General features: G+C 61.8%; 18 protein-coding genes. 6 read left to right on the plus strand and 12 right to left on the minus strand.

What is annotated here, in order from left to right; translation table 11 throughout:
- Positions 1-66 precede the first annotated feature (66 nt).
- On the plus strand, positions 67-1,074 hold the full coding sequence (gene nadA / locus CGL56_RS07495) for a quinolinate synthase NadA (RefSeq protein ID WP_099105905.1): 1,008 nt from the start codon (positions 67-69) through the stop codon (positions 1,072-1,074).
- 3 nt (positions 1,075-1,077) lie between these two features.
- Here the strand turns inward: nadA and CGL56_RS07500 are convergent, their stop codons facing one another.
- The 9 genes from CGL56_RS07500 to CGL56_RS07540 all read right to left on the minus strand — a co-directional run bounded on the left by CGL56_RS07500 (position 1,078) and on the right by CGL56_RS07540 (position 8,951).
- The gene (locus tag CGL56_RS07500) at positions 1,078-1,347 is read right to left on the minus strand and encodes a DUF805 domain-containing protein (protein WP_099105906.1); all 270 of its coding nucleotides are present in this window, start codon (positions 1,345-1,347) and stop codon (positions 1,078-1,080) included.
- 3 nt (positions 1,348-1,350) lie between these two features.
- Positions 1,351-3,933: an OmpA family protein gene (locus CGL56_RS07505; protein WP_167641601.1), complete on the minus strand. Its 2,583-nt coding sequence runs from the start codon at positions 3,931-3,933 to the stop codon at positions 1,351-1,353.
- A 61-nt stretch (positions 3,934-3,994) separates the two neighbouring features.
- Positions 3,995-5,089 carry a PorP/SprF family type IX secretion system membrane protein gene (locus CGL56_RS07510; RefSeq protein ID WP_099105908.1) on the minus strand — a complete coding sequence of 365 codons (1,095 nt, stop codon included), beginning with the start codon at positions 5,087-5,089 and terminating at the stop codon, positions 3,995-3,997.
- Between the two features lie 35 nt (positions 5,090-5,124).
- The gene (locus CGL56_RS07515) at positions 5,125-5,634 is read right to left on the minus strand and encodes a DUF2480 family protein (protein ID WP_099105909.1); all 510 of its coding nucleotides are present in this window, start codon (positions 5,632-5,634) and stop codon (positions 5,125-5,127) included.
- A 9-nt stretch (positions 5,635-5,643) separates the two neighbouring features.
- The gene (gene scpB, locus CGL56_RS07520; protein ID WP_099105910.1) at positions 5,644-6,225 is read right to left on the minus strand and encodes an SMC-Scp complex subunit ScpB; all 582 of its coding nucleotides are present in this window, start codon (positions 6,223-6,225) and stop codon (positions 5,644-5,646) included.
- 41 nt (positions 6,226-6,266) lie between these two features.
- A complete protein-coding gene (locus CGL56_RS07525) occupies positions 6,267-6,704 on the minus strand; it encodes a MarR family winged helix-turn-helix transcriptional regulator (protein WP_099105911.1) in 438 nt (145 codons plus the stop codon).
- A 5-nt stretch (positions 6,705-6,709) separates the two neighbouring features.
- A complete protein-coding gene (locus CGL56_RS07530) occupies positions 6,710-7,555 on the minus strand; it encodes an alpha/beta fold hydrolase (RefSeq protein WP_099105912.1) in 846 nt (281 codons plus the stop codon).
- An 88-nt stretch (positions 7,556-7,643) separates the two neighbouring features.
- Positions 7,644-8,450 carry a TIGR02757 family protein gene (locus tag CGL56_RS07535; RefSeq protein WP_099105913.1) on the minus strand — a complete coding sequence of 269 codons (807 nt, stop codon included), beginning with the start codon at positions 8,448-8,450 and terminating at the stop codon, positions 7,644-7,646.
- Positions 8,451-8,549: 99 nt separating this feature from the next.
- A complete protein-coding gene (locus CGL56_RS07540; protein ID WP_143470650.1) occupies positions 8,550-8,951 on the minus strand; it encodes a hypothetical protein in 402 nt (133 codons plus the stop codon).
- A gap of 91 nt (positions 8,952-9,042) precedes the next feature.
- On the opposite strand from CGL56_RS07540, the gene CGL56_RS07545 reads away from it, so the two are divergent.
- The 4 genes from CGL56_RS07545 (at position 9,043) to CGL56_RS07560 (ending at position 14,227) form a co-directional block, all read left to right on the plus strand.
- Entirely contained in the window at positions 9,043-11,487 is a 2,445-nt protein-coding gene (locus tag CGL56_RS07545) for a penicillin acylase family protein (RefSeq protein ID WP_099105915.1), read from the plus strand.
- Between the two features lie 5 nt (positions 11,488-11,492).
- Positions 11,493-11,852 (plus strand): hypothetical protein, encoded by a 360-nt coding sequence (locus CGL56_RS07550; protein ID WP_099105916.1) that lies wholly within the window; start codon positions 11,493-11,495, stop codon positions 11,850-11,852.
- Between the two features lie 121 nt (positions 11,853-11,973).
- Complete coding sequence (locus CGL56_RS07555; RefSeq protein WP_099105917.1) at positions 11,974-13,812, plus strand: peptide MFS transporter; 1,839 nt, start codon at positions 11,974-11,976, stop codon at positions 13,810-13,812.
- Positions 13,799-14,227 (plus strand): hypothetical protein, encoded by a 429-nt coding sequence (locus tag CGL56_RS07560; protein ID WP_143470651.1) that lies wholly within the window; start codon positions 13,799-13,801, stop codon positions 14,225-14,227. The genes CGL56_RS07555 and CGL56_RS07560 overlap by 14 nt, the downstream gene beginning before the upstream one ends.
- 513 nt (positions 14,228-14,740) lie before the next feature.
- On the opposite strand, the gene CGL56_RS18060 is transcribed toward CGL56_RS07560, so the two are convergent.
- The 3 genes from CGL56_RS18060 to CGL56_RS07570 form a co-directional block, all read right to left on the minus strand.
- Positions 14,741-15,271, minus strand: a complete 531-nt coding sequence (locus tag CGL56_RS18060; RefSeq protein ID WP_143470652.1) for a hypothetical protein — start codon at positions 15,269-15,271, stop codon at positions 14,741-14,743.
- 841 nt (positions 15,272-16,112) lie between these two features.
- Positions 16,113-17,195, minus strand: a complete 1,083-nt coding sequence (locus tag CGL56_RS07565) for a mannose-1-phosphate guanylyltransferase (protein WP_245184069.1) — start codon at positions 17,193-17,195, stop codon at positions 16,113-16,115.
- Between the two features lie 142 nt (positions 17,196-17,337).
- Positions 17,338-18,000: a transposase gene (locus CGL56_RS07570; RefSeq protein ID WP_099105919.1), complete on the minus strand. Its 663-nt coding sequence runs from the start codon at positions 17,998-18,000 to the stop codon at positions 17,338-17,340.
- Positions 18,001-18,353: 353 nt separating this feature from the next.
- Here CGL56_RS07570 and CGL56_RS07575 point away from each other — a divergent pair, with 353 nt between their 5' ends.
- Positions 18,354-21,185, plus strand: a complete 2,832-nt coding sequence (locus CGL56_RS07575; protein WP_099105920.1) for an ATP-dependent Clp protease ATP-binding subunit — start codon at positions 18,354-18,356, stop codon at positions 21,183-21,185.
- Positions 21,186-21,267: the final 82 nt, after the last annotated feature.

The raw sequence follows: 21,267 nt of genomic DNA on the forward strand, positions 1-21,267 counted from the left end.
TTAAAGCAAAGCAACTTATCGGAGGGGCCGCTGTTATATTCGCGTCTTCAAGCAAAACCACCGACTATGTCCGCCGATCTCGCCCTTGCCACCCAGAACCTCAAGCGCCGGGGGTTCCTTGACCTAGACGTCGACCCCACCCTGGATCTGGCGGCGGAGATCAACCGGCTCAAGAAGGAGCGCAACGCGGTCATCCTGGCCCACTATTACCAGGAGTCCGAAATCCAGGACATCGCGGATTACATCGGCGACAGCCTCGGCCTCAGCCAGCAGGCGGCCAGCACCGACGCCGATATCATCGTCTTCGCCGGGGTACACTTCATGGCCGAAACCGCCAAGATGCTGAGCCCCCAGAAAAAGGTTCTGCTGCCCGACCTCAAAGCCGGCTGCAGCCTGGCCGATTCCTGCCCCGCCCCCGTCTTCGCCAAGTTCAAGGAAAAGTACCCCGACCACGTCGTGGTGAGCTACATCAACTGTACGGCGGAGCTGAAGACCCTCACGGACATCTGCTGTACCAGCACCAACGCCCGTCACATCATCGACTCCATTCCGGAAGACCAACCGATCATCTTCGCCCCCGACGTTAACCTGGGCCGCTGGCTGGTCAAGGAAACGGGCCGCGACATGGTGTTGTGGAACGGCAGCTGTATGGTCCACGAGATCTTCAGCCACGAGAAGGTAACCAAACTCAAGATCGCCCACCCCAAGGCGGCCTTCATCGCCCACCCCGAGTGTGAGGCCCACATCCTGGACATGGCCGACCACGTCGGCTCCACTTCCAGTCTGCTGCGCTTTACCCGGGAAAGTGAATACCAGGAGTTCATCGTCGCTACGGAGCCCGGCATCCTCCACCAGATGGAGCTGGCCAGCCCCGACAAGACCTTCTACCCCGCCCCGCCCAACAACACCTGCGCCTGCAACGAGTGCCCCCACATGAAGCGGAACACCATGGAGAAACTCTACCTCTGCATGAAGTACGAGCAGCCGGAAATCATCCTGCCGGAGTGGGTCATCGAAAAGGGCGTAAAGAGCATCGACCGGATGCTGGAAATTTCCGCCCGGGCCGGACTGTAGGTATTACTTTCCGGTACCCAGCAGGGCCCTCAATACTCGGACGGTAACCGCCAGTCCCGGAACCAGCGCGGCGCAGGCGTAGATCCACTTCAGCCCCGCGAACAGCTCGTGCCGTTCCCCCAGGACCGCAAGGAGGAAGCCAACGGACGCATTAATAATCAGAAAAGATAGGTATTCACGGACGGTACTCCGCCCGCCGAAGTCGGCGTAGCGCCGCCAGCCCGACCAGTAGCCATTAAAAAGGCGAAGCAGGGCCGGTGTACCCGCGCCCACCTCCTATTCGACGATATCGAAGCGGTATTCGATCATTTCCGTAACGGGCTGCCCGGTGGGGTGGCTTTGTTCCAGGAAGATGTCGATGCCCAGGGTTTCGGCGGCCTCCTTCTCGGTGCTGTCGAAGGTAACCTGTATGGTACCGCTGTCGCCTGGCTGGTAGACCCGGCTGTCGTCGTGGCTGACCGTGGTGCAATCGCAGGCCTGGATGAGCATCACCTTGGCAGGCACCTCGCCCCGGTTGGTGAAGGTGTAGGTAAACTCCTTTTTCTCTCCCTGGCGGACGGGGCCGAGGTCGACGCTGCGGCGGTCGAAGGTCAGGATGGGCAGGCCGGCGATTTCGGCGGCGGGTTTGCCGTGCAGGCTACTCATGGGGCTGATGGGCTCCCGCGCGGCGGCGGCACCCCCGTCCCGGGGTTGGGCGTTGCGGTCGCTACCGTCGATGACCCGCTCGATGACGTCGCGGCGGATGATGATTTCGGTCGGGCCTTCCAGCACCTTGAATTCCGTGCGGCGGTTCAGCTGGTGGGCCAGTTCCCGCTGCTCGTTGGTGGGCAGGGCATCGATGTACTCGGGAGTGAGCACGTCGCCGGCGGAGAAGACACCCCCCGTGCGCATGGCCAGGCGCTCACTCACCTGCAGCGGTTGGGTTTCCCCGTAACCGGCAAATTTGATTCGGGCGGCCTCGATGCCTCCCTTGGCGATCAGCCACCGGCGGGCGGCGTCGGCGCGGCGCTGGCTCAGGTTCTGGTTGTAGCGGTCCTCCCCCCGGTAGTCGGTATGGGAGCTCAGTTCAATTACCAGTTCGGGGTACTCCTTCATCAGGTCGGCCAGTACCTGCAGGTCACCCTCGGCGTCCGGACGGATGTTGGATTTGTCCAGGTCGTAGAGGATGTTCTCCAGGGCGATTGACTCCTCCAGCTGGATGGTGTCGTAGACGGGGATGGTCGACGGGTCGACGCGGAGGAAAAACACCTGTTCGAAGTTCTTGCTCTCCTGCAGTCCGAGGGTACTCAGCTCCACCGTATCCGGGAAGTAGCCGGGGTGGGTAGCCACGATGCGGTACTCCGTTTCCAGGTCCAGGCCGAAGTCAAAGCGGTTCCCGTCCTCCCGGGTTTTCTGGTTCCCACTGCCTACGGAACGCCCATTGCGGATCGGCTGCAGCTGGATGGTGCCGTTATTCAGCGGCTGGCGGTCGGTGTTGAAGAGGCCCACCACCAGGTTGGCGTACAGGCGGGGGATTTCGAAGGCGTAGATGTCATCGCAGCAGGTCTGGCTCTTTACCGACCGTCCTTCGCCCGGACGGTTGCTGGTCATGAAGCCCACCAAACCGTCGTTGTAGATGCTGAGGCTCTGGTCGTCCACGCTGCTGTTGAAGCCGGGGCCCATATTGGTGGGTTCGCTCCACGCGCTGCCGTTCCAGCTACTGTAGAAAAGGTCGGTACCGCCCATGGTGGGCCGCCCGTTGGTGCTGAAGTAGAGGGTGCCGTCGAAGTAGAAGGGGGTGGTCTCGTCGCCTACGGTGTTGATCGTTGGCCCCAGGTTTACGGGGGAGGCGTAGCGGCCGTCGCCTTCGTAAGTGGCGTAGTAGATGTCGAGGCCACCGAAACCGCCCGGCATATCACTGACGAAGAAGAGCACCTCGTTCCCGAAGAGCTCACCCGTAGCGGGCTGGAGGGCGAGGTAATCGTCGCTGTTGATGCCCGAGACCGGGTTTCCGCTGCGCCAGCCGTCATCCGCCACGTCGCTGTAGTAGATCTTGGCCTGGTCCACCTTGTTGCTGTTCATCAGCAGGCGGTTGTAGTAGAGCCTGCGGCCGTCGGCGCTCACGTTCGGGTTGGCGGTGTGGATACCGGGGCGGTTCACCTCCACCTCGAGGGGTTCGGGCCGCTGCCAGTCGCCTTCGTCGCTCTTTTCACTGCGGAAAATGCGGATGAAGCGTTCGCTGTCGTTGGCGTCGATCAGCTCTACCGCGCTGCTGGACTTCACGGTAGCGAAGTAGAGGGTGTTGCCGTCGGGGGAGAGTACCGGGGAGTACTCACTCCAGACGGTATTCACGGAGCGGTCGAGCAACTCCAGTTCCACCTCACCGGTTTCGGTGGGGGCATCGCGGTACATCCGGGCGCCCTCGATTTCCACGCGGGCGAGTTGGCCGAGGACCGTATCCCGGTTGAACTGAAGGAAGTTCTGGAGGTAGGTCACCGCCTCGTCGTACTGCCGGTCCATCTTCAGCAGGCGGCCGAAGTAGAAGCGGTCGAGGTTGTGGGTGGTATCGGAGGCTTCGGTTTTGCGGAAGGCCCGGGTGTAGCCCCGGATTCCGGCGGCGACGTCGCGGAGTTCGTAGTTCATCCGCGCGATGAGGGGCAGCAGCTCTTCATCTTCATTGATGTCGTAGGCTTCCTGGTAGTTCTCCAGGGCCACCGACCAGTTGTAACTCACCCGGGCGGAGTCGGCGGCGGCCAGCAACTGTTCCAGGTTGGAACTGCCGGCCAACGGCTGGGCGAACAGGGGCAGGGCTCCGGTCGCCAGCACGGCCACGAGGAGCCACTTCAGGTTCCGCAGGGGGTCCGGGAGGGTAGGTGTCATGAAGGTCGGAAATAGGTGATCCATAAGAACGGGGCCGTGGGGCATATCCTTCGCCGCAGCGTCAGATTTTCGGGCACAGCATCGTGGGGACGACAGTGGGCTTCTTGTAAATGTTGATGATGTACTGGGCCGACAATTCAAAGGCCCCCTGGTAATTGTCGATTACCCGCGCCTGGCTCAGGGTGATGTCGTAGCTGAGGGCGGCCCGCAGCTGCTCGTAGTCCAGCCCCACCAGCACCTGGGCGGCGTCGCCCGTCCGGTAACCCAGTCCGAGGCGCAGGGTGATGTCGGGCTTCAGGGCATGGCTGCCCCAGGCCTGGACGGACACGGAAGTGACCGAAGCCGAGTGCTGGGCGAAGATGGAGGGCTGGAACCGCCAGCTGTCGCTCATCTCCAGGTCGAGGCGGGCGTGGCCGTGGATGGTCGGCTTGCGGCGGCGGTCGTCGGGGTCGAAGTTGCCCACCGTCGTGCTGTCGATGCCCATGCTGTCGGTGGCCACGGCGATCAAGGAGTTCTGCTTGGGGTTGTTGAGGTGGAGTACCGCGACGCCGGCTTCCAACAGGTTGCCCTTGCCGGGATCCAGGACGGAGCGCAGCATCAGGCCGGCGTTGATGTTGTTGTAGCTTTCGTTGGCGCCGCCGGACTCCTGCATGCGGATCTCACCCTGTGAAAGCCCACCCCCGCCCAGGGCGGGGTCGATGGTGAGTTGCTGCAGGAGGTTGATTCCGTTGACGTCCAGGCTGTAGGTCGTGCTGCCATACTGGGCGCCCAGGGTGACCACGTTGCGGCGGTTGTTGTCGAGGGCCAGGTGGTAGGCCGCGGAGAATCCGAAGTAATTGGACTGCAGCCCCAGGTCGGCACCCATGCCCGCCTTGTCGTTGATCAGGTTGGCCCCTACCCCGATCCAGTCGTAGCGCCGCAGTCCGCGGATCACCGGAGCGTCGACGTAGGCGCTGGGGGTGCTCAGGCCGTTGAGGGTGTACCACTGCCCCCGGTAGATACCGCCCAAACGCACCGAACCGCTGAAGGCGCCGGTCTGCGCCGGGTTGAGCCAGAGTGGATTGTAGTCGTGGAGGGTAAAGTGCGTGTCCTGCGCCTTCACTGCCAACGAGCAACAGAAGGACAGTACCGCGAGCAGGTAAAGGCTGGGTCGCATGGGCCAAATTTAAGGCCCAAGATAAGCACCAGTGATTACTTGCGGACCAGCGGCTGCTTGTACACCGGCACGGTGCTACAGGGCTCGCCGAACATGATGGAGCGGGCCACTGGCCGCAGGCGGGCGGTGACCTCCAGGTAGGCCGCCGGGGGCACGGGGCGGTCGCCGCAGCCCTTCACGACGATGCGCTGTCCCTCGTACTCCGCGGGGTCAAGGGCGGCAATGGTCTTGCGGTAGTAGTCGCGCAGGTATTCCTCCTCGGTGCCCTGGTAGATGTCGGCGGCGTAGGGGGCGGCCGAGGCGGCGACGAGCATGTAGGCCCAGGCGGGAATGATGGCGTCCGCCGAACAGAAGACCAGCAGCACCTTATCCTGGTACTGGCTGAAATCGTGGTTCTTGATGGCTTCGCGGAAGTCCTTCTCCTTCAGGATCAGTTCCTGAAAGAGGTAGTCCTTCAGGTCAAAGGAGACCATGGCCTGGCTGGGCCAGTATTCTTCCAGTTTGAGGGTGATGAGTCCGGAGGCGGCGACTTTATTGACCATCATGAGGCTTTGCTAGTTGTCGGCGTCCACCATGAGCTCCTCGGGTTCCCCGATGGTATTCTCGGGAAGCTTGAATTCCCGGGGTTGGGGCAGGTCGTTCAGGGAGCGGATGCCGAAGTAATCCATAAACTTGTCGGTTACGCCGTAGAGCAGGGGTTTGCCTACGCTGTCGGCCCGACCGGTAATGGTAACAAGCTCCTTTTCCAATAGTTTCTGTAGGGCGTAGTCGCAGCTCACGCCGCGGATCTTCTCCAGGTCGGACTTCGTCACCGGCTGGCGGTAGGCGATGATGCTCAGGGTTTCCAGGGCCGAGCGGCTCAGCTTTTTGGTGCTCTGCTGCCGCAGGTGGGTGCCAATGGTCTGGTGGTAGGCCCCCTTGGTCATAAACTGGTAGCCCCCGGCGATCTCCACCACCTCAAAGCTGTGCTGGGCGTGGTCGTAGCGGCGCTTGAGCTCGTGGATGGCCTGCAGCAGGATTTCCTCGGGGAATTCCACGCCGACGCTGTCGCGCAGTACCGACTGCACCTCCGTCAGCGGTATGGGCTGGGGGGCAGCGAAGATGAGGGCCTCGATGTGTTGGGGCAGGGAATTCATATAGGGTTAGGGCTTTAAACGTTCGGGCGGGGGCTTCTCAGCTACTCCTCCTCGAAATTGTCCCGGATGTGGCGCAGGATGTCCTGGAGGCGCAGAAAATCGTCCTCCGATAATCCCTGCCAGGTTTGCTGGCGCAGGTCCTGGACGTAGGGCGTGATCCGCTCGTGCACCTTCCGGCCGGTGGGGGTAATGGAAACGAGATAGCGCCGCCGGTCGTTGGGGTAGCGCCGGCGCTCCACCAGCTTTTTACGGGCCAGCTTGTCGATGATCCGGCTCACCGTAGGGGCGTCCTTATAGGTACCGTTGGCGAGTTCGGTCTGGCTGGCGTCGCCCTGGGTAAAGAGCCGATCGAGGAGTACCCACTGTTCGGTACTGAGGTCGATGCCCTCTTCGCGGAAGGCCCGCAGGTAATGTTGCTTCAGTAACCGGGTGGTCCGGTCGAGCATGGTGCCAACGTTGGGGTAAGCCAGGGGTTTCACGGCAGCTAAGGTAACACTGCCACCAAACTATCCAAGTAGTATTCGGCCAGCAAACGCTCCGGCAGCCAGTGGCTGCCTTGATACCGCTGCACGTCCACCGACGGCAGGGGTTCGTACATTTTCGTCAGCCGGTCGTGGTGCAGCAGCGGATCCTTGTCGCCCACCAGTACCGTACAGCGGATGCCCCGCTGGTGGAGGGCACGCTCGAAGGACGCGGGTGCCGGCGGGAACCGCAGTACGCTGCGCAGGGTGCCGGCCAGGCGGCGCCGGAACGGACGGTTGTTGAGGTTGAACTTGAGGTAGTCGGCGGAGTATCCATTGATGAGGCCGCGCTTCTGTAGCCACTCCGACATCCGCAGGATCGCCCGCGGCCGCTCCGTGAGCCGGGCCAGGGGACTGACCAGCGACTGTGGCAGGGTATCGATCCAGTTGGTATACCGCCCGCCGGCGCCGTCCGGGGCCACCAGAACCAGGTCGTGCAGTTGGGGGTGTTCAAGCCGGGGCAGGCAGGCACTCAGGTAACGTCCGCCCAGGCTGTGCCCCAGCAGGAATACCCGGCGGTCCTGGTAGCGGTCGAGCAGTTGCTGGAGCATGGCGGTGAATTCCTCCACCCCGTAGCGGTCGTTGAACCATTCCGATTTGCCGTGGTAGGGCAGGTCGGGAGCCAGGGTGGTGAAGTGGGGCGCGAGGTGCATGCCCAGTCTTTCCATCCTGCCGCCGTTGCGCCCGAAGCCGTGGAGGGCAATCAGGATATGCTGCCCACTGCCGTACTGCCGCACGTAGAGCCGATTGTCCGGGGCATCGGCATACTGCTTGGGGTGGCTGCTCGTCAGCCAGAAGTGAGAAGTCATGGGCCGTAAGTCTTGGGGTTTGGCTTACAACAGCTTAACCCGCCTAAAGTATGTATCAAGAAGCCTTTTCCGCGGTTTGGTCGGCCGGTTAAACCGCTTCCGGGGCGATGCCCTCCACCCCCATCCCGAAGAGGGCAAAATCATAACGGGTAGGATCCCGGGGATCAAAGCGTTTCAGGTTCTCGGTCAGCTCCACTACCGCCTGCCAGTCGCACTGCTTGCGCTTGAGCAGCCCCAGCGACCGGCCTACCCGCTCCACGTGGACGTCCAGGGGCACACAGAGTTGGTCCGGCCGGATCCGCCGCCACTGCCCCAGGTCCACGCCCCGGTCGTCCTGTCGCACCATCCAGCGCAGGAACATGCACAGCCGCTTGCAGCGCGACTTCCGGGCCGGGGTGGCCACGTGCTTGCGGGTGCGGTGGGGGGCTTCGGGCAAGCTGAAGAAGAGCTCGTGAAAGCCGCGGAGCGCCGGTTCAATGTTGGGACTGTCCGCCGTCAGGTGACGGGCGAAGGCATCTTCCAGCGACTCATTCCGCTGGTAGTACCACCGCAGCCAGCTCAGGAAGTAGCGGGTATCGGCAAGGGTGAAGGTGCGGTGCTTCCAGTCGCCCAGGTCGCGGCCAATGCGGTCGGCGTCATCGCCGTATTCCAGTACGTAGCGCAGGGGTTCACCCTCCATCCGTTCGATCAGCTGCTGCCCCTTATCAATGATGGTGGCGCGGCGGCCCCAGGCCAGGGTAGCCACCCAAAATCCGATGATCTCCCGGTCGCGGGGATCGTCGAAGGCGTGCACCAGTCCCAGGGGGTCATCCGGCAGGAAATCGGGCGTATTGAAGCGGTCGTGGTAGTGTTCCAGGACGGCCTGCTGCCGTATTTGCTTTGCGTTGAGGGTCACGCCCTAGAGTACCCGCCAGAGGAGAAAATGGTTGCCCGTAGCGACGGCTTCAGCCGTCATGCTGCTTTAAAACAGGCAGCCTGGGGACTCAAGTCGCCGCTACGAGCCAATCAGCCGCAAATAATCCGCCACCACTTCCGTGGCCGCCTTGCGCTGACGGTCGTCGGAGTAGGGGGTGGCGTCGGCATTACTGCGCAATTGGTCGTACAGCGTCCTCACTTCCGCCACGGTCAGGGGGCGGTCGCCGAGCCGCAGTTGAGCGCGGTCTTCCAGCCAGTTGTCGCGGATCACCAGGGCGGGGTCGTCCGGCAGGTCATCGTGGTGGTATTCGTCCACCCCCTCCGCCAGGGTAACGGTGCGGTAATCGCGGCTGCGCACGTTGCGGAAGTAGAGGTGATCGGGGTCGCTCACGAAATCCTCCCCCCGTGCCGAGCGGCGTTCGCGGGTGTTGCCCTCGCAGGCCAACAGGAAGCAAAGGCAGCAAAGTGACAAAATGCGCATTGGGCGGTAACCATTAGGATGGTATAATGTCACTCCGCAGGTTTGGTTCGTTCGCCGGCTAGTACCTTCGTTTGCTTCCCTAATCGTCATTATGCGCTGGATTGTCCCCGCTATTTCCGCCCTGCTGCTGACCGCCTGGCTTCTGTTCGGAAGTCTGGCCCAACCGTTCGGGTTGCCCCTGCCCGCCCTGGGCCCCCTGTTCAATCCCGGCCTGGGCTTCTGGCAGAACGCCGGAGAAGGTCCCCGCGTCCGCCAGCTCAGTTTCCACCTCGCCGATCCCCGGGCCCGGGGAGAGGTCCACTTCGACAAGCGCGGCGTGCCCCACGTCATCGCCGGCAGCCTGGAGAGCGCCTCCTTCCTGCAGGGCTACGTCAACGCCTACGACCGCATGTGGCAGATGGACATCAGTACGCGGGCCACCGAGGGGGCGCTGGCGCAGGTGCTGGGTGAGTCGATGGTACCGCGCGACTTGGCCCAGATCCGCAAGGGATTCCGGGAAATGGCCCGCCGCACCGTCGACACCATGCGGCTGGAATTCCCCGACGACTACCGGGTGCTGGAGGCCTACGCCGACGGAATCAACGCCTACCTCGACCAGCTCAAATCCGAAGATTACCCCGTGGAGTACAAGCTGCTGGGCCACGAACCAATGCGGTGGTCGCCCTACCGCACGGCCCTGCTCATGAAGGGCATGTCATCGGGACTCAGCGGCGCCTACAACGACGCCGAGGCTACCCGCACCCTGGACCGACTGGGCCGCCGGGATTTCGACGCCCTGTTCCCGGAACGCTTCCCCCGGGCGAGCCCCGTGGTGCCGAATACCGAGGTGAATGATCGGGTGAGCCGGTTTTCTTTCTTCCCCGACCTGGGCTTCCCGGCATTCGGACGGAAAACGGAACCCGCGTCCGCGCCCCCCACCCCCGACGAGCGGCTCGCCTACGAATCCTTCCCCCCCGACCCGGACAACGGCAGCAACAACTGGGCCGTGGCCGGGCGGCGCTCCAATACCCGCGCGCCCATCCTGGCCAGCGATCCCCACCTGGCCCTCTCCTACCCCAGCGTATGGTACGAGATCCAGCTCACCTTCCCCGGCTGCAACGCCCGCGGCGTAGGACTGGCCGGCGCACCGGGACTGATGATGGGTTTCAACGACTACGTAGCCTGGGGGGAGACCAACGTGGGCCACGACGTGACCGACTGGTACGAAATCGACTGGGTAAACGCGGACCGCAGCGCCTACCGCCTCGACGGGCAGGAGGTGCCCACCCGCTTCATCAACGACACCCTGCGGCTGAAGGGCGGGGGGGAGCAGATCGTGTCCGTGCCCTGGACGGTCTTTGGCCCAGTGCCCGACACCACCGGCACCTACGCCCACATGGCCATGCGCTGGTTGGCGCAGGATGAACCCGGGCGGGCCGTGCGCCCCCACTCCACCGCGGGTACCTTCATCCGCCTTATGCAGGCCCGCAACTACGATGACTACGTAGAGGCCCTGCGGGGCTACGTGGATCCGGCCCAGAACTTCCTCTTTGCCGCCCGCGACGGCGACATTGCCATCCGGCCCAACGGATTCTTCCCCCTGCGGCGACCGGAGGAGGGCCGCTTCCTCCGCGCGGGCGACAGCCTGAAAAACGCCTGGCGGGGCCCGATCCCCTTCGAGCACCGCCCCGTTTCCTACAATCCCGCCCGCGGCTTCGCCAGCTCCGCCAACCAGGTGACCACCGACGCCGGCTACCCCTACTACTACCTGGGCCGCTTCGAGGAATACCGTGGTCGCTACATCAACCGGGTACTGCAGCGGCAGCCCACCATGAACCAGCGGCGGATGAAGGAGCTGCAGCTCGACGCCTACTCCCTGCTGGCCGAGGAACTGGCCCCCTTCCTCATTGCGCGCATCAACCGGCAATCACTCAACGACGAAGGGCGGCGGCTGCTGCGGGTACTCTCCGAGTGGGACTACCGCTACAGCGGCGATAGCCGGGCCCCTACCCTCTTCGACGACTGGCGCGAACGACTCTACACCCTGACCTTCGACGAGCTGCCCCGCGAAGACGGACTGCTGCGCCCCGAATGGTGGAAACTGAATGACCTGCTGCGCGATGCGCCCGCCCACGAGATCTTCGACGTTGCGTCCACCCCCGACTTCCGGGAGACAGCCGCCATGCTTACCCAGCGGGCCTTCGATGAGATCCTGGAGGAGCTCGACGGCGAGCTGCCCGCCACCTGGGCCGAACACCGCGACGCGCGGATCCCCCACCTCGGGCGGATTGAGGGCTTCGGCTCCCCCCTGATCACCACCCCCGGGGCCCGGATGACGCCGCGGGTGGTGGCCGACGGATTCGGCGCCAGCTGGCGGATGGTCATCGAACTGGGCGAAAAGCCCCGCGGCTGGGGGGCCCTGCCCGGCGGGGCCTCCGGCAACCCCGGCAGCGAATACTACGACAACGGCTTCGAGGAATGGGCCGAAGGCCGCTACCACGAACTCACCCGCTGGACCAAGCCCGAGGACCCCATCGGCAGCTGGATATTTGAATAGACCTTATGTACCGACTCTTTCTGCTCCTGCTTGTGCTGCTGACCTGTTTGGTCACCCTTTACCTGGACTGGCCGTGGTACGTGCCCGCCTTCGGCGCGGCGGTGGCCGCCGGTTTGCTGCCCGTCTGGCGGCGGTCCGGCTTCTACTTTTCCTTCCTGGCCGCTGTGATGATGTGGGGCTGCTACGCCGGCTACCTCCACCTGCTGTCGGAGGGGCGGCTTGGCGACCGGCTGGCGGTCACTTTCGGGGTGCCCACCGGCTGGGTGCTGGTGGTGGTCACCGCGCTCTGGGGCGGGCTCACCGCGGGGCTCGGCGGACTGCTGGGCGCTTCCCTGCGCATCGCGATCGCGGGAGGTAAGCGGTAATTTTGTTTCTTTGGTCCCACCGCTCACCCCCTGGGAGCGCAGATTTACCGCACCGTTTATCACCGAATCCGGCAGTTCCGGCCCCGTGCCCCCGCTGCCCCACTAACCTTAACCAAACCTAATGGATACATCGACCGTACGACACCCAGAAGACGGGGGCAGCATTTTCGGCCACCGGCCCGGCCTCTTCGTCCTCTTCTTCACCGAAATGTGGGAGCGCTTCAGCTACTACGGAATGCGGGTGCTGCTGGTGGTCTTTCTGGTCGACATCGCCTTCGGGGACAACCCCTGGGACCGAGCCGACGCCCTGGCGCTGTACGGCATCTATACGGGACTGGTCTACTTCACACCCATGATCGGGGGCATCCTGGCCGACCGGCTGCTGGGCTACCGCCGCGCGGTGGTGCTGGGCGCGCTCATCATGACCCTGGGCCACGCGGCCATGGCTTTCGAGACGGCGGGGCTATTCTATACCGGCCTCGGGCTGTTGATCATCGGTAACGGACTGTTCAAGCCGAACATCTCCTCCATCGTCGGCCAGCTCTACGAAAAAGATACCGACCTCAAGGACGGCGCTTACACCATCTTCTACATGGGCATCAACGCCGGTGCCTTCCTCGGCATCCTGCTGTGCAGCTACTACGGGGAGAGTGACGCCTACGGATACGCCTACGGATTCGGACTGGCGGGCATCTTCATGCTCATCGGCCTGGTGCAGTTCTGGCTGGCCCAGGACATCTTCGGCAACATCGGCCTTTCGCCCAACCACCCCGACAACCCCTCCAACCAACCCAAATCCACCGAAACCGAAACCGCGGCCGTGGAGCCGGAAGGTTATACGGTTGACGGCTCACTGGGCACCCTCAAGACCAAAGAACAGCCTACCGCCCCCTCGGTGGCCGGCGACGACGACGGCAAGCGGGCCTTCACCTGGGGCCTCATCGGCCTGTTCATCGCCGCGGCCTTCTACTGGCTCATCGACGTGTACGGCGGCGATCAACCCAACTTCATCCAGACGGTCAGCCGGCAGTTCATGCCGCCCATCATTCTCGGTTCCGTAGTGGCCTTCGTGGGCTGGATCGTATCGGACGACGCGCTGACCAAGATCGAGCGCGACCGGGTATGGTCGATCATCGTCTTCAGCTTCTTCATCATCTTCTTCTGGTGGGCCTTCGAGCAGGCCGGGGGATCCATGACCATCTTCGCCCTCGACTACACCGACCGTACCCTCGACGGGGGCAGCGCCCAGATCTTCCGGGTGGCCAATACCCTCATCACCGTCATTCCGGTGCTGGTGCTCACCTGGGTACTGAGCAAGCTGTTCGCCGTTACCTTCCGTCACTATACTGCTTCCAACCTCATGCTGGGCCTCGCCTTCGTAGGCATCTGGGGCCTGCTGGGCAACATGCTCTTCGAGCAGTTCACGGCTGATGCTCCCGAGGTTCCCGCCGGCTGGTTCCAGATCTTCAACAGCCTGTTCATCATCTGCTTCGCGCCGGCCTTCGCCAAGCTGTGGGAAAAGAAAATCTCCTTCCTCCGCCGCGGCCCCATCAAGTTCGCCCTCGGCCTGACGCTGCTGGGCCTCGGCTTCGCCATCCTGGCCGTGGGCTCCCTGAGCATCCCCGACGGTGCCGCCACCGCCAGCGTGAGCATGTTCTGGCTCATCGCGGCCTACCTCTTCCACACCCTGGGGGAGCTGTGTATTTCGCCGGTGGGCCTGAGCTACGTATCCAAGCTGGCCCCGGTGCGGCTGGTGGGACTGATGTTCGGTGTCTTCTTCGTGGCCAACTTCATCGCCAACTTCGCCGCCGGCCTTACGGGCTCCTACATCGACCCCATCGCCGAGCAGATCGGCCTGAGCGGCTTCTTCGCCATCTTCGCCGCCGTGCCCATCACCGCCGCGGTGATCTTCATCGCCATCAGCGGGTGGATGAAAAAGATGATGCATGGAATCGAATAGGTGGTTCCCGAAACTGCAGACGATTTTCTACGCCATGCTGATGGGACAGCTCGTGTTTGCCATCATCGTGTGGTTCCTGATCCGGGGTGAGGAACCGCGCTTCTTCATGGACGGGGAGACGGACCTCTACATCGTCGCCGGCTACGCCGTGTGCATGGTGGGGGGTGCCTGGTTCATCGACCAGTTTCGCCAGCGGTCCATCAAGCGCCTGCCCCGGGTCATGGAACGCGCCGCGAGCAGCTACCGGGCAACGGTACTCATCCGCCTGGCCATCATCGAAAGCGCTACCCTGCTGCTGACCGTCATTGCCCTGCTGACCTACAACTTCGAACCCCTGGCCCTCGTGGTACTGATGCTTGCCGTGTTCTACTGGTTTCGGCCTACGGTGGAGGAGTTTGCTGAACGGTATGGGTAGTTGTTTAGGGCTTTAGTTGTTTAGGGCTTTAGTTCTTTAGGGCTTTAGGGTGGCAGTCTCTTGGTACCGCAATTCGTCTTTGGCAAGGGGCGGGGCCGCGGGTGCCGGGTAAATGGAGAACGGCCGGGGGCTGTGGTGGCGCAATGGGGGACCTTAAGCGAATTATTCCTGGCAGTCCGTGACGGCCTGGGGTGATAGCCGGTACTGAATATTTTCACCTTCCTGGCTTTGCCAGATCCGACTTGGGTCGGTGGTGGGGTGACCTGCGTTTTGGTCTATGCAGACGTTCCGTATCACGAGGTCAAAGGTGGGGGCTTGGCCTTGTACACTTCGGCTGCACGTTGGATCGGTCGCTTTTTGCTCAGAACCAGGCTTCAGGGTTGAGGAAAAACGTGACCGCAAAAACAGTCTCGGAGGAGCACCCACCAGGAAGCAGTCGCGCCCCTTCCTTGCCGACTGAGTCAAGACGGCGTGGCGCTATTTTCTAGGCGGGCTCGTACCAGAATAGTCCAATCAATTATATTGAAGTTGAGCACTCTTTATCAATACAACCTGACGACTATTGACTACCTCGAATAAAAAGAATTGACTTGCCCCAAACGATGGTCTACTTTGATAACTTGGTAGATTTTCCATGAAGTACTCGGCAAAAAAATATCCAGCTTCTATTTCAGAGAAAAACACTTTGCCGCACTTCCATCTGCCCTGTCCGATAGTTGAAAGCATTGGATTGGTTGCTACTACTGGTGGACGAAGCGACAATTCAACAACCTTGGATGTATCAATTCTGTCGACGATGTGATCTAAATTATACGGTGCAAACAATCCGAAATTGAGGACTTCCTCACTCACAGATGGCTTTGCCGATAGACAATGGTTATCATTGAAACTGATTTCTTCCGCGATAACCTCGTATGCTTGACGGCTGAAAACGGCTAAGGAATCCATTGCTTGCACAGTACCAGCAATAGGTTGCCGCGGTGACCCGCAGCCAAACAAGACTAGCAATGTGGCTATTGCAAAGAAACACTTAGAAGAGGTCATACTGTGTCTCGTTCTTGAAGTCGATGAGCACCCCAAATCTTGGTACGGTCAATATTGACTTCAAACATAGCCGTGACTAAGCGAACTTTTGCGTCACGACCAGGCCGACGCGAAGAGCGTCGCCACGGCGTGGCGATAATCGCTTGGTGGATGATATTAGAGGTTGCAGTATCATAGAGAACTAAAAAAGTTTCAAGCGGCCGATACAAGCTATTAGCAGACCGCCCGTAATTCCAGTAGCCAATAAAAATATCCACCAATATGGAAGCACCCAAAATACAAAATAGCTTACTGAGCACGGTAGCTTTTCGTACCTCCTACCAGAGCAATGCACTAAGTATGCATCATCATAAGTGCTTAGCAGTAATAGTACAAGACTTGCAATTGCGGTTGTACATATAGCCGATGTAGCGAATCTTTTCAAAGCATCATTTACCACTACGAGCGGTCTTGTATTGTAAACTGTTTACCACCCGGCTGTGACGTACTTGGCCCGATTCACGGTCACGAACGTAAGGTTGCCCTGGCCGTGTCAGTAATTATAGACAATGTAGGGCTAGCCAGTGGGCTCTCCATCCCTAACTAAAATGTTGAACGGGTGACCTTCATCCCACCCCTCTTCAATAAAAAGCATTCTGGCGGGAATGGTCGGCAATCAAAGCCTGCCACTTGGTGAATTATCCGTAGTGAACTGTCCGGCAACACTCAGGGCGGCAGCTATGGTGCCCAACTTCCCATAGCGATCACCTGCATTTACTGCCTAAAACTTGCATCGTAAGAAAAGGTGATGAGTCCAAGCCCAGCTCCTCATTAAGCTCCTCTTCCTTACACCAGCAAACACCTACACATACCGCTCCCCATGCTCCGCCTCCGCCTTGGCGCGCAGGGCCTTGATTTCCTGTTCGCGGTTGCGGGGGTAGACGAGCAGGACGTCGCCTTCGTCGATGATGAGGAGGTCATCGACGCCGCCCACTACTACGAGCTTGCCCTGGGGGCCGCGGATGTAGCTGTTGTGGGTGTCTTCGGTGATGATGTTGCCAGAGAGCACGTTGCCGTCGGAGTCCTTATCCGTTTCGTGGTAGAGCGCACCCCAGGCCCCTAGGTCGGACCAGCCGAACTGGGCGGGGATGGTGTAGATGTTCTTGGCATTCTCCATGATGGCGTAGTCTACCGAAATACTGGGCGTCTGGGGGTAGAATTCATCGATGAAGGACTGCTCTTCCTCGGTATTGTAGTAGTTGAGTCCCTGGCTCAGGAGGGCGTAGATCTCCGGGGCGAAGCGCTCGTAGGCCTCCAGGATGGTCTTGGCGCGCCAGATGAAGATGCCGGCGTTCCAGAGGTAGTCGCCGCTGTTGAGGAATCCCTGGGCGGTTTCCAGGTCGGGCTTTTCGGTGAACCGCTTGACCGGATAGACGTCTTCGGTGCCGGTCTGCTCGTCGATAAACTGGATATAGCCGTAGCCAGTGTGGGGGGCGTCGGGGGAGATGCCGAGGGTGACCAGGGCGTCGTTCTCCGAGGTGAATCGCAGGGCCTTGTTGATGTTGGCCGCGAAGAGGCTGTCGTTAACGATGAGGGCATCGCTGGGCGCAATTACGAAGTTGGCGTCGGGATCGAGGCTGTGCAGCTTGAAGGCCGTGTACGCTACGCAGGGGGCGGTGTTGTTGCGGCTGGGCTCGCAGAGTACCTGTCCGGCGTTGATCTCGGGCAGGTGTTCCAGCACGAGGTCCTTGTAGCGGGCGTTGGTGACGATGTAGATCTTGTCGGCCGTGGTCAGTTTAAGGAAGCGGTCGAAGGTCATGCGCAGCAGGCTGCGGCCATCTCCGGCGATATCGAGAAACTGCTTGGGCTTGTCTTCCCGGCTGGCGGGCCAGAAACGGGAGCCGACGCCGCCGGCCATAATCGCTACGTAGGTATGGTCATTCATGGAGTACAATCTGCAATTGGGTCGAAAGGTACGCCACCCGGTACAATGCTGCCTCAGGCAGCGCCGGTACAATGCTGCCTCAGGCAGCGCCAGTACAAGGCTGCCTCCCGGCAGCGACAGCACAAGGCTGCCTCCGGTCGCGCTAAGCCACCCGGCTCAAGATAAACGCCTCGTAAAGCTCATCCGCCCACCAATTACCCACCCACGACAGCGGCTCGTCCGTCAGCCCTGCCTTCACCGGATTGTTCAGCACGTACCACAGCACGTGCTCAAACCCACCCCGGCGTACCGTACGGGTGTACTCCTTTTCGGCCCAGACCCGCCGTCCCCGGGTGCCGTGGAGGCGGTTGAGCTGGGTGGCGGTGTACTTCTTATGGTTGCGGAGCAATTCGACCAGGGAGACCAGCTGATCCGCCGAGCGGTTCTCCAGCAATACGTGGACGTGGTTGTCCATCACGCTGATGGCATAGATCCGGAGGTTATGCTGCCGTGCCAGGTGGTGCCAGGAATCCAGGACGATGCGCTTGGCGCTGCTTCCGCGCAGGTAGCGGGGCCCCGTCATGGCCGCGTCGAGCATGCGGTCGTAATTTAGGTAGTGGTCAATTTCCGTCGCCCGACACGCTTCCAGGTATTCTTCGCGCAGCTGTGGATCCGCGCGGCGACGGACTTGAGGATATTGTTCCTCCAGCCGCAATCGCTGCAGGCGGCGGCTGCTGTGGAGCTTCTGCAGGGGTAGGTTCGGAATGCTGCCGTACAGGCGGTAAGTGATGTGAATGGGGGTGTTGGGGACGTAGAGGGTGCGCATGGTGGACGGGTTTGGGCGTATAGATATAGGTTTTGTTTTTTATTTTCAAAAATACAACAATTTATTTTTTATTCGGCTGGGGTGGCATATTCCTACCTGCGCGGCCTGAGGCCGCATTTTGCTAGCGCTGCCTGAGGCAGCGTTTTACTTGCGCGGCCGGAGGCCGCATTTTACTGGCGCTGCCTGAGGCAGCTTCGTACCGGAGGAAGCCGCAGCCCCACCACATCCAAGCGCCACCTTGTCGTGTTGTGATGGATGACGCTCGTCGATTCTCCGCCCTGGAAGGTCGCCCCGCAGCGGGAAGCGGTCCGCGTTTGCGTTACCTTGCGATTTGAATAGCTTATACTAGCCACATGACTTACGAAAACTTCACCACCAAAGCTCAGGAAGCCATCATCCAGGCCCAGAAGATCGCCAAGGAGATGGACCAGCAGCAGGTAGACACCCCCCACCTCCTGGCCGGCATCATCACGGTGGACGAGAGCGTGGCCGACTTCATCCTGAAAAAGGTAGGTGTGGGGTTGCCGGAAGTACGTCGTGAACTCAAGCAGATCCTGCAGGACTACCCCCGCGTAAAGGGGCAATCGAAGCAGTACCTCACCGGCGACGCCAACCGCGCCCTGAGCCGCGCCAAGAAGATGCTCGTCGATTTCGGCGACCAGTATATCAGCATCGAACTCATGATGCTCGGCATCATCCAGGGTGCCAGCGACAAGGGCGCCCGTATCCTCAAAGACCTCGGGGCGACGAACGAGGGCATCCGCGGGGCCATCGAGGAGCTGCGGAAGGGCAAGACCGTCAGCGACCCATCCAGTGACGATACCTATAATCTGCTGCAGAAGTATACGGTCAACCTGAACGACCGCGCCGAGAACGGCAAGCTTGACCCCATCGTGGGCCGCGACGAGGAGATCCGCCGCCTGCTGCAGATCCTGAGCCGCCGCAAGAAGAACAACCCCCTGCTCATCGGGGAGCCCGGCGTGGGCAAGACCGCCATTGTGGAGGGCATCGCCTGGCGCATCGTCAAGGGCGACGTGCCCGAGAGCCTGCGGCAGAAGCGCATCTTCGTGCTCGACATCGCCGGCATGCTGGCCGGAGCCAAGTACAAGGGCGACTTCGAGGAGCGGCTCAAGGGAGTCATCAAGGAAGTGACCAACAGCAACGGACAGTACATCCTCTTCGTCGACGAGATCCACACCCTGATCGGGGCCGGCGGCGGCAACGGGGCCATGGACGCCGCTAACATCCTGAAACCCGCCCTGGCGCGGGGCGACCTGCGGACCATCGGCGCCACCACCCTGGACGAGTACCAGAAATACTTCGAGAAAGACAAGGCCCTGGTGCGCCGCTTCCAGACCGTCCGCATCGAGGAGCCCAGCGTGGAGGACACCGTGTCCATCCTGCGCGGCCTGCAGGAGCGCTACGAAGTGTACCACAAGATCGAGATCCTGGACGAGGCGCTGGTCGCCGCCGCGGAGCTCAGCAACCGTTACATCAGCGACCGCTTCCTGCCGGACAAAGCCATCGACCTCATCGACGAGAGCGCCGCCCGCCTGCGGCTGGAGCTGGACAGCGTGCCCGAGGAAATCGACGAGTGGGACCGCCGCGTGCGCCAACTCGAAATCGAGCGGGAGGCCATCAAGCGGGAGAACAGCCTGCCCAAGCTCCACATCATCGAGGAGCAGATCGCCAACGCCCGCGAAAAGCGCGACAGCCTCCGGGCCCGCTGGCGCAACGAGAAGGAACTGGTGGACCGCAGCCAGAACATCAAGAAAACCATCGAGGAACTGGAGCACGAAGCCGCCAAGGCCGAACGCAACAGCGACTTCGAAACCGTGGCCAAAATCCGCTACGGACAGCTGCAGGACCTCAAGCGGCAGCTCGCCGCGGCCGACAAGGAACTCGAGAACCTCCCCGACGAAAAGCGCTTCACCAACGAGGAAGTGACCGCCAACGACATCGCCGAGGTGGTGGCCCGGTGGACCGGCATCCCCGTACAGCGGATGCTGCAGAGCGAGCGCGACAAGCTGCTGCTGCTCGAAGACGAGCTCCACAAGCGGCTGATCGGGCAGGAGGAGGCCGTCCACGCCGTTTCGGACGCCGTGCGCCGCAGCCGGGCCGGACTGCAGGACGAGAACCGCCCCATCGGCAGCTTCATCTTCCTGGGCCCCACGGGCGTGGGCAAGACCGAACTGGCCAAGGCCCTGGCCGAAGTCCTCTTCAACGACGAGCGGGCCATCACCCGCATCGATATGAGCGAGTACCAGGAGCGCCATACCGTGAGCCGGCTGGTGGGTGCCCCTCCGGGTTACGTGGGCTACGACGAGGGCGGACAGCTCACCGAAGCCGTGCGGCAGCGCCCCTACTCCATCGTGCTGCTCGACGAGATCGAGAAGGCCCACCCCGACACCTTCAACATTCTGCTACAGGTGCTCGACGATGGCCGCCTGACTGACAACCGCGGGCGGGTAGCCAACTTCAAGAACACCATCATCATCATGACCTCCAATATGGGGTCCGATACCATCCTGGAGAACTTCGAGGACCTGGCCAACGTCGACGACAAGCACCGGCAGGACATCATCGAAACCACCCGGGAGGAGGTTTTCCAGACCCTGCAGGAGAACCTGCGCCCCGAATTCCTCAACCGGATCGACGAGCGCATCATGTTCACCCCCCTTACCCGGGAGGAGATCAAGCAGATCGCCCGCCTGCTGCTGCACAAGACCGAGAAGATGCTGGCCCGCCAGGGCATGGTGATCAAGATCAGCGACCGCGCCCTGGGCTGGCTGGCCGAGAAAGGCTACGACCCCCAGTACGGCGCCCGCCCCATGAAACGGGTGCTGCAGGCCGAACTGGCCGACCAGCTGTCGAAGGACCTCATCGCCGGCACCTTCATGGCCGGCGACACCATCTACGCCGACCGCGGGCCGGACCGGCTGGTCTTCAGCAAGGAACCCTTCCCGGCCGCCCCCGCCGCGGGCAGCAGTCCGGAAGACACCGCCGAAGCCGAGGCCGTCGCCCGCGAGAAATCCGCCAGCGAGGAAGCCGAGCACAAGAAGACCCGCCGCCGCGGCAAGAAAAAAGCAGCGGACGAAGACGCCGACCCTGCCGGTACCGTGGACGAGCTGCGGCAGGCTACCCAGGACCTGCTGGACGCCACCGAGCAGGCCAAGAAGCCGTAGCAAGAGAAAGGATCGGCGAATAATATTCTGCGTTAAACTAAATACTACCAACGAAGGTTTGAGTATTCGTTTAAACACAGAA

It is taken from the genome of Neolewinella marina (assembly GCF_002631205.1).
GTDB classification, from domain to species: Bacteria; Bacteroidota; Bacteroidia; order Chitinophagales; family Saprospiraceae; genus Neolewinella; species Neolewinella marina.

Bases quoted from the DNA above. Each gene is read 5' to 3' on its own strand.
- CGL56_RS07530 (WP_099105912.1), bottom strand. From the start codon at position 7,555: ATGACTTCTCACTTCTGGCTGACGAGCAGCCACCCCAAGCAGTATGCC.
- CGL56_RS07575 (WP_099105920.1), top strand. From the start codon at position 18,354: ATGACTTACGAAAACTTCACCACCAAAGCTCAGGAAGCCATCATCCAG.
- nadA (WP_099105905.1), top strand. From the start codon at position 67: ATGTCCGCCGATCTCGCCCTTGCCACCCAGAACCTCAAGCGCCGGGGG.
- CGL56_RS07515 (WP_099105909.1), bottom strand. From the start codon at position 5,634: ATGATGGTCAATAAAGTCGCCGCCTCCGGACTCATCACCCTCAAACTG.
- CGL56_RS07565 (WP_245184069.1), bottom strand. From the start codon at position 17,195: ATGAATGACCATACCTACGTAGCGATTATGGCCGGCGGCGTCGGCTCC.
- CGL56_RS07560 (WP_143470651.1), top strand. From the start codon at position 13,799: ATGGAATCGAATAGGTGGTTCCCGAAACTGCAGACGATTTTCTACGCC.
- CGL56_RS07545 (WP_099105915.1), top strand. From the start codon at position 9,043: ATGCGCTGGATTGTCCCCGCTATTTCCGCCCTGCTGCTGACCGCCTGG.
- CGL56_RS07550 (WP_099105916.1), top strand. From the start codon at position 11,493: ATGTACCGACTCTTTCTGCTCCTGCTTGTGCTGCTGACCTGTTTGGTC.
- CGL56_RS07555 (WP_099105917.1), top strand. From the start codon at position 11,974: ATGGATACATCGACCGTACGACACCCAGAAGACGGGGGCAGCATTTTC.
- CGL56_RS07510 (WP_099105908.1), bottom strand. From the start codon at position 5,089: ATGCGACCCAGCCTTTACCTGCTCGCGGTACTGTCCTTCTGTTGCTCG.
- CGL56_RS18060 (WP_143470652.1), bottom strand. From the start codon at position 15,271: ATGACCTCTTCTAAGTGTTTCTTTGCAATAGCCACATTGCTAGTCTTG.
- CGL56_RS07505 (WP_167641601.1), bottom strand. From the start codon at position 3,933: ATGACACCTACCCTCCCGGACCCCCTGCGGAACCTGAAGTGGCTCCTC.
- CGL56_RS07570 (WP_099105919.1), bottom strand. From the start codon at position 18,000: ATGCGCACCCTCTACGTCCCCAACACCCCCATTCACATCACTTACCGC.
- scpB (WP_099105910.1), bottom strand. From the start codon at position 6,225: ATGAATTCCCTGCCCCAACACATCGAGGCCCTCATCTTCGCTGCCCCC.
- CGL56_RS07540 (WP_143470650.1), bottom strand. From the start codon at position 8,951: ATGCGCATTTTGTCACTTTGCTGCCTTTGCTTCCTGTTGGCCTGCGAG.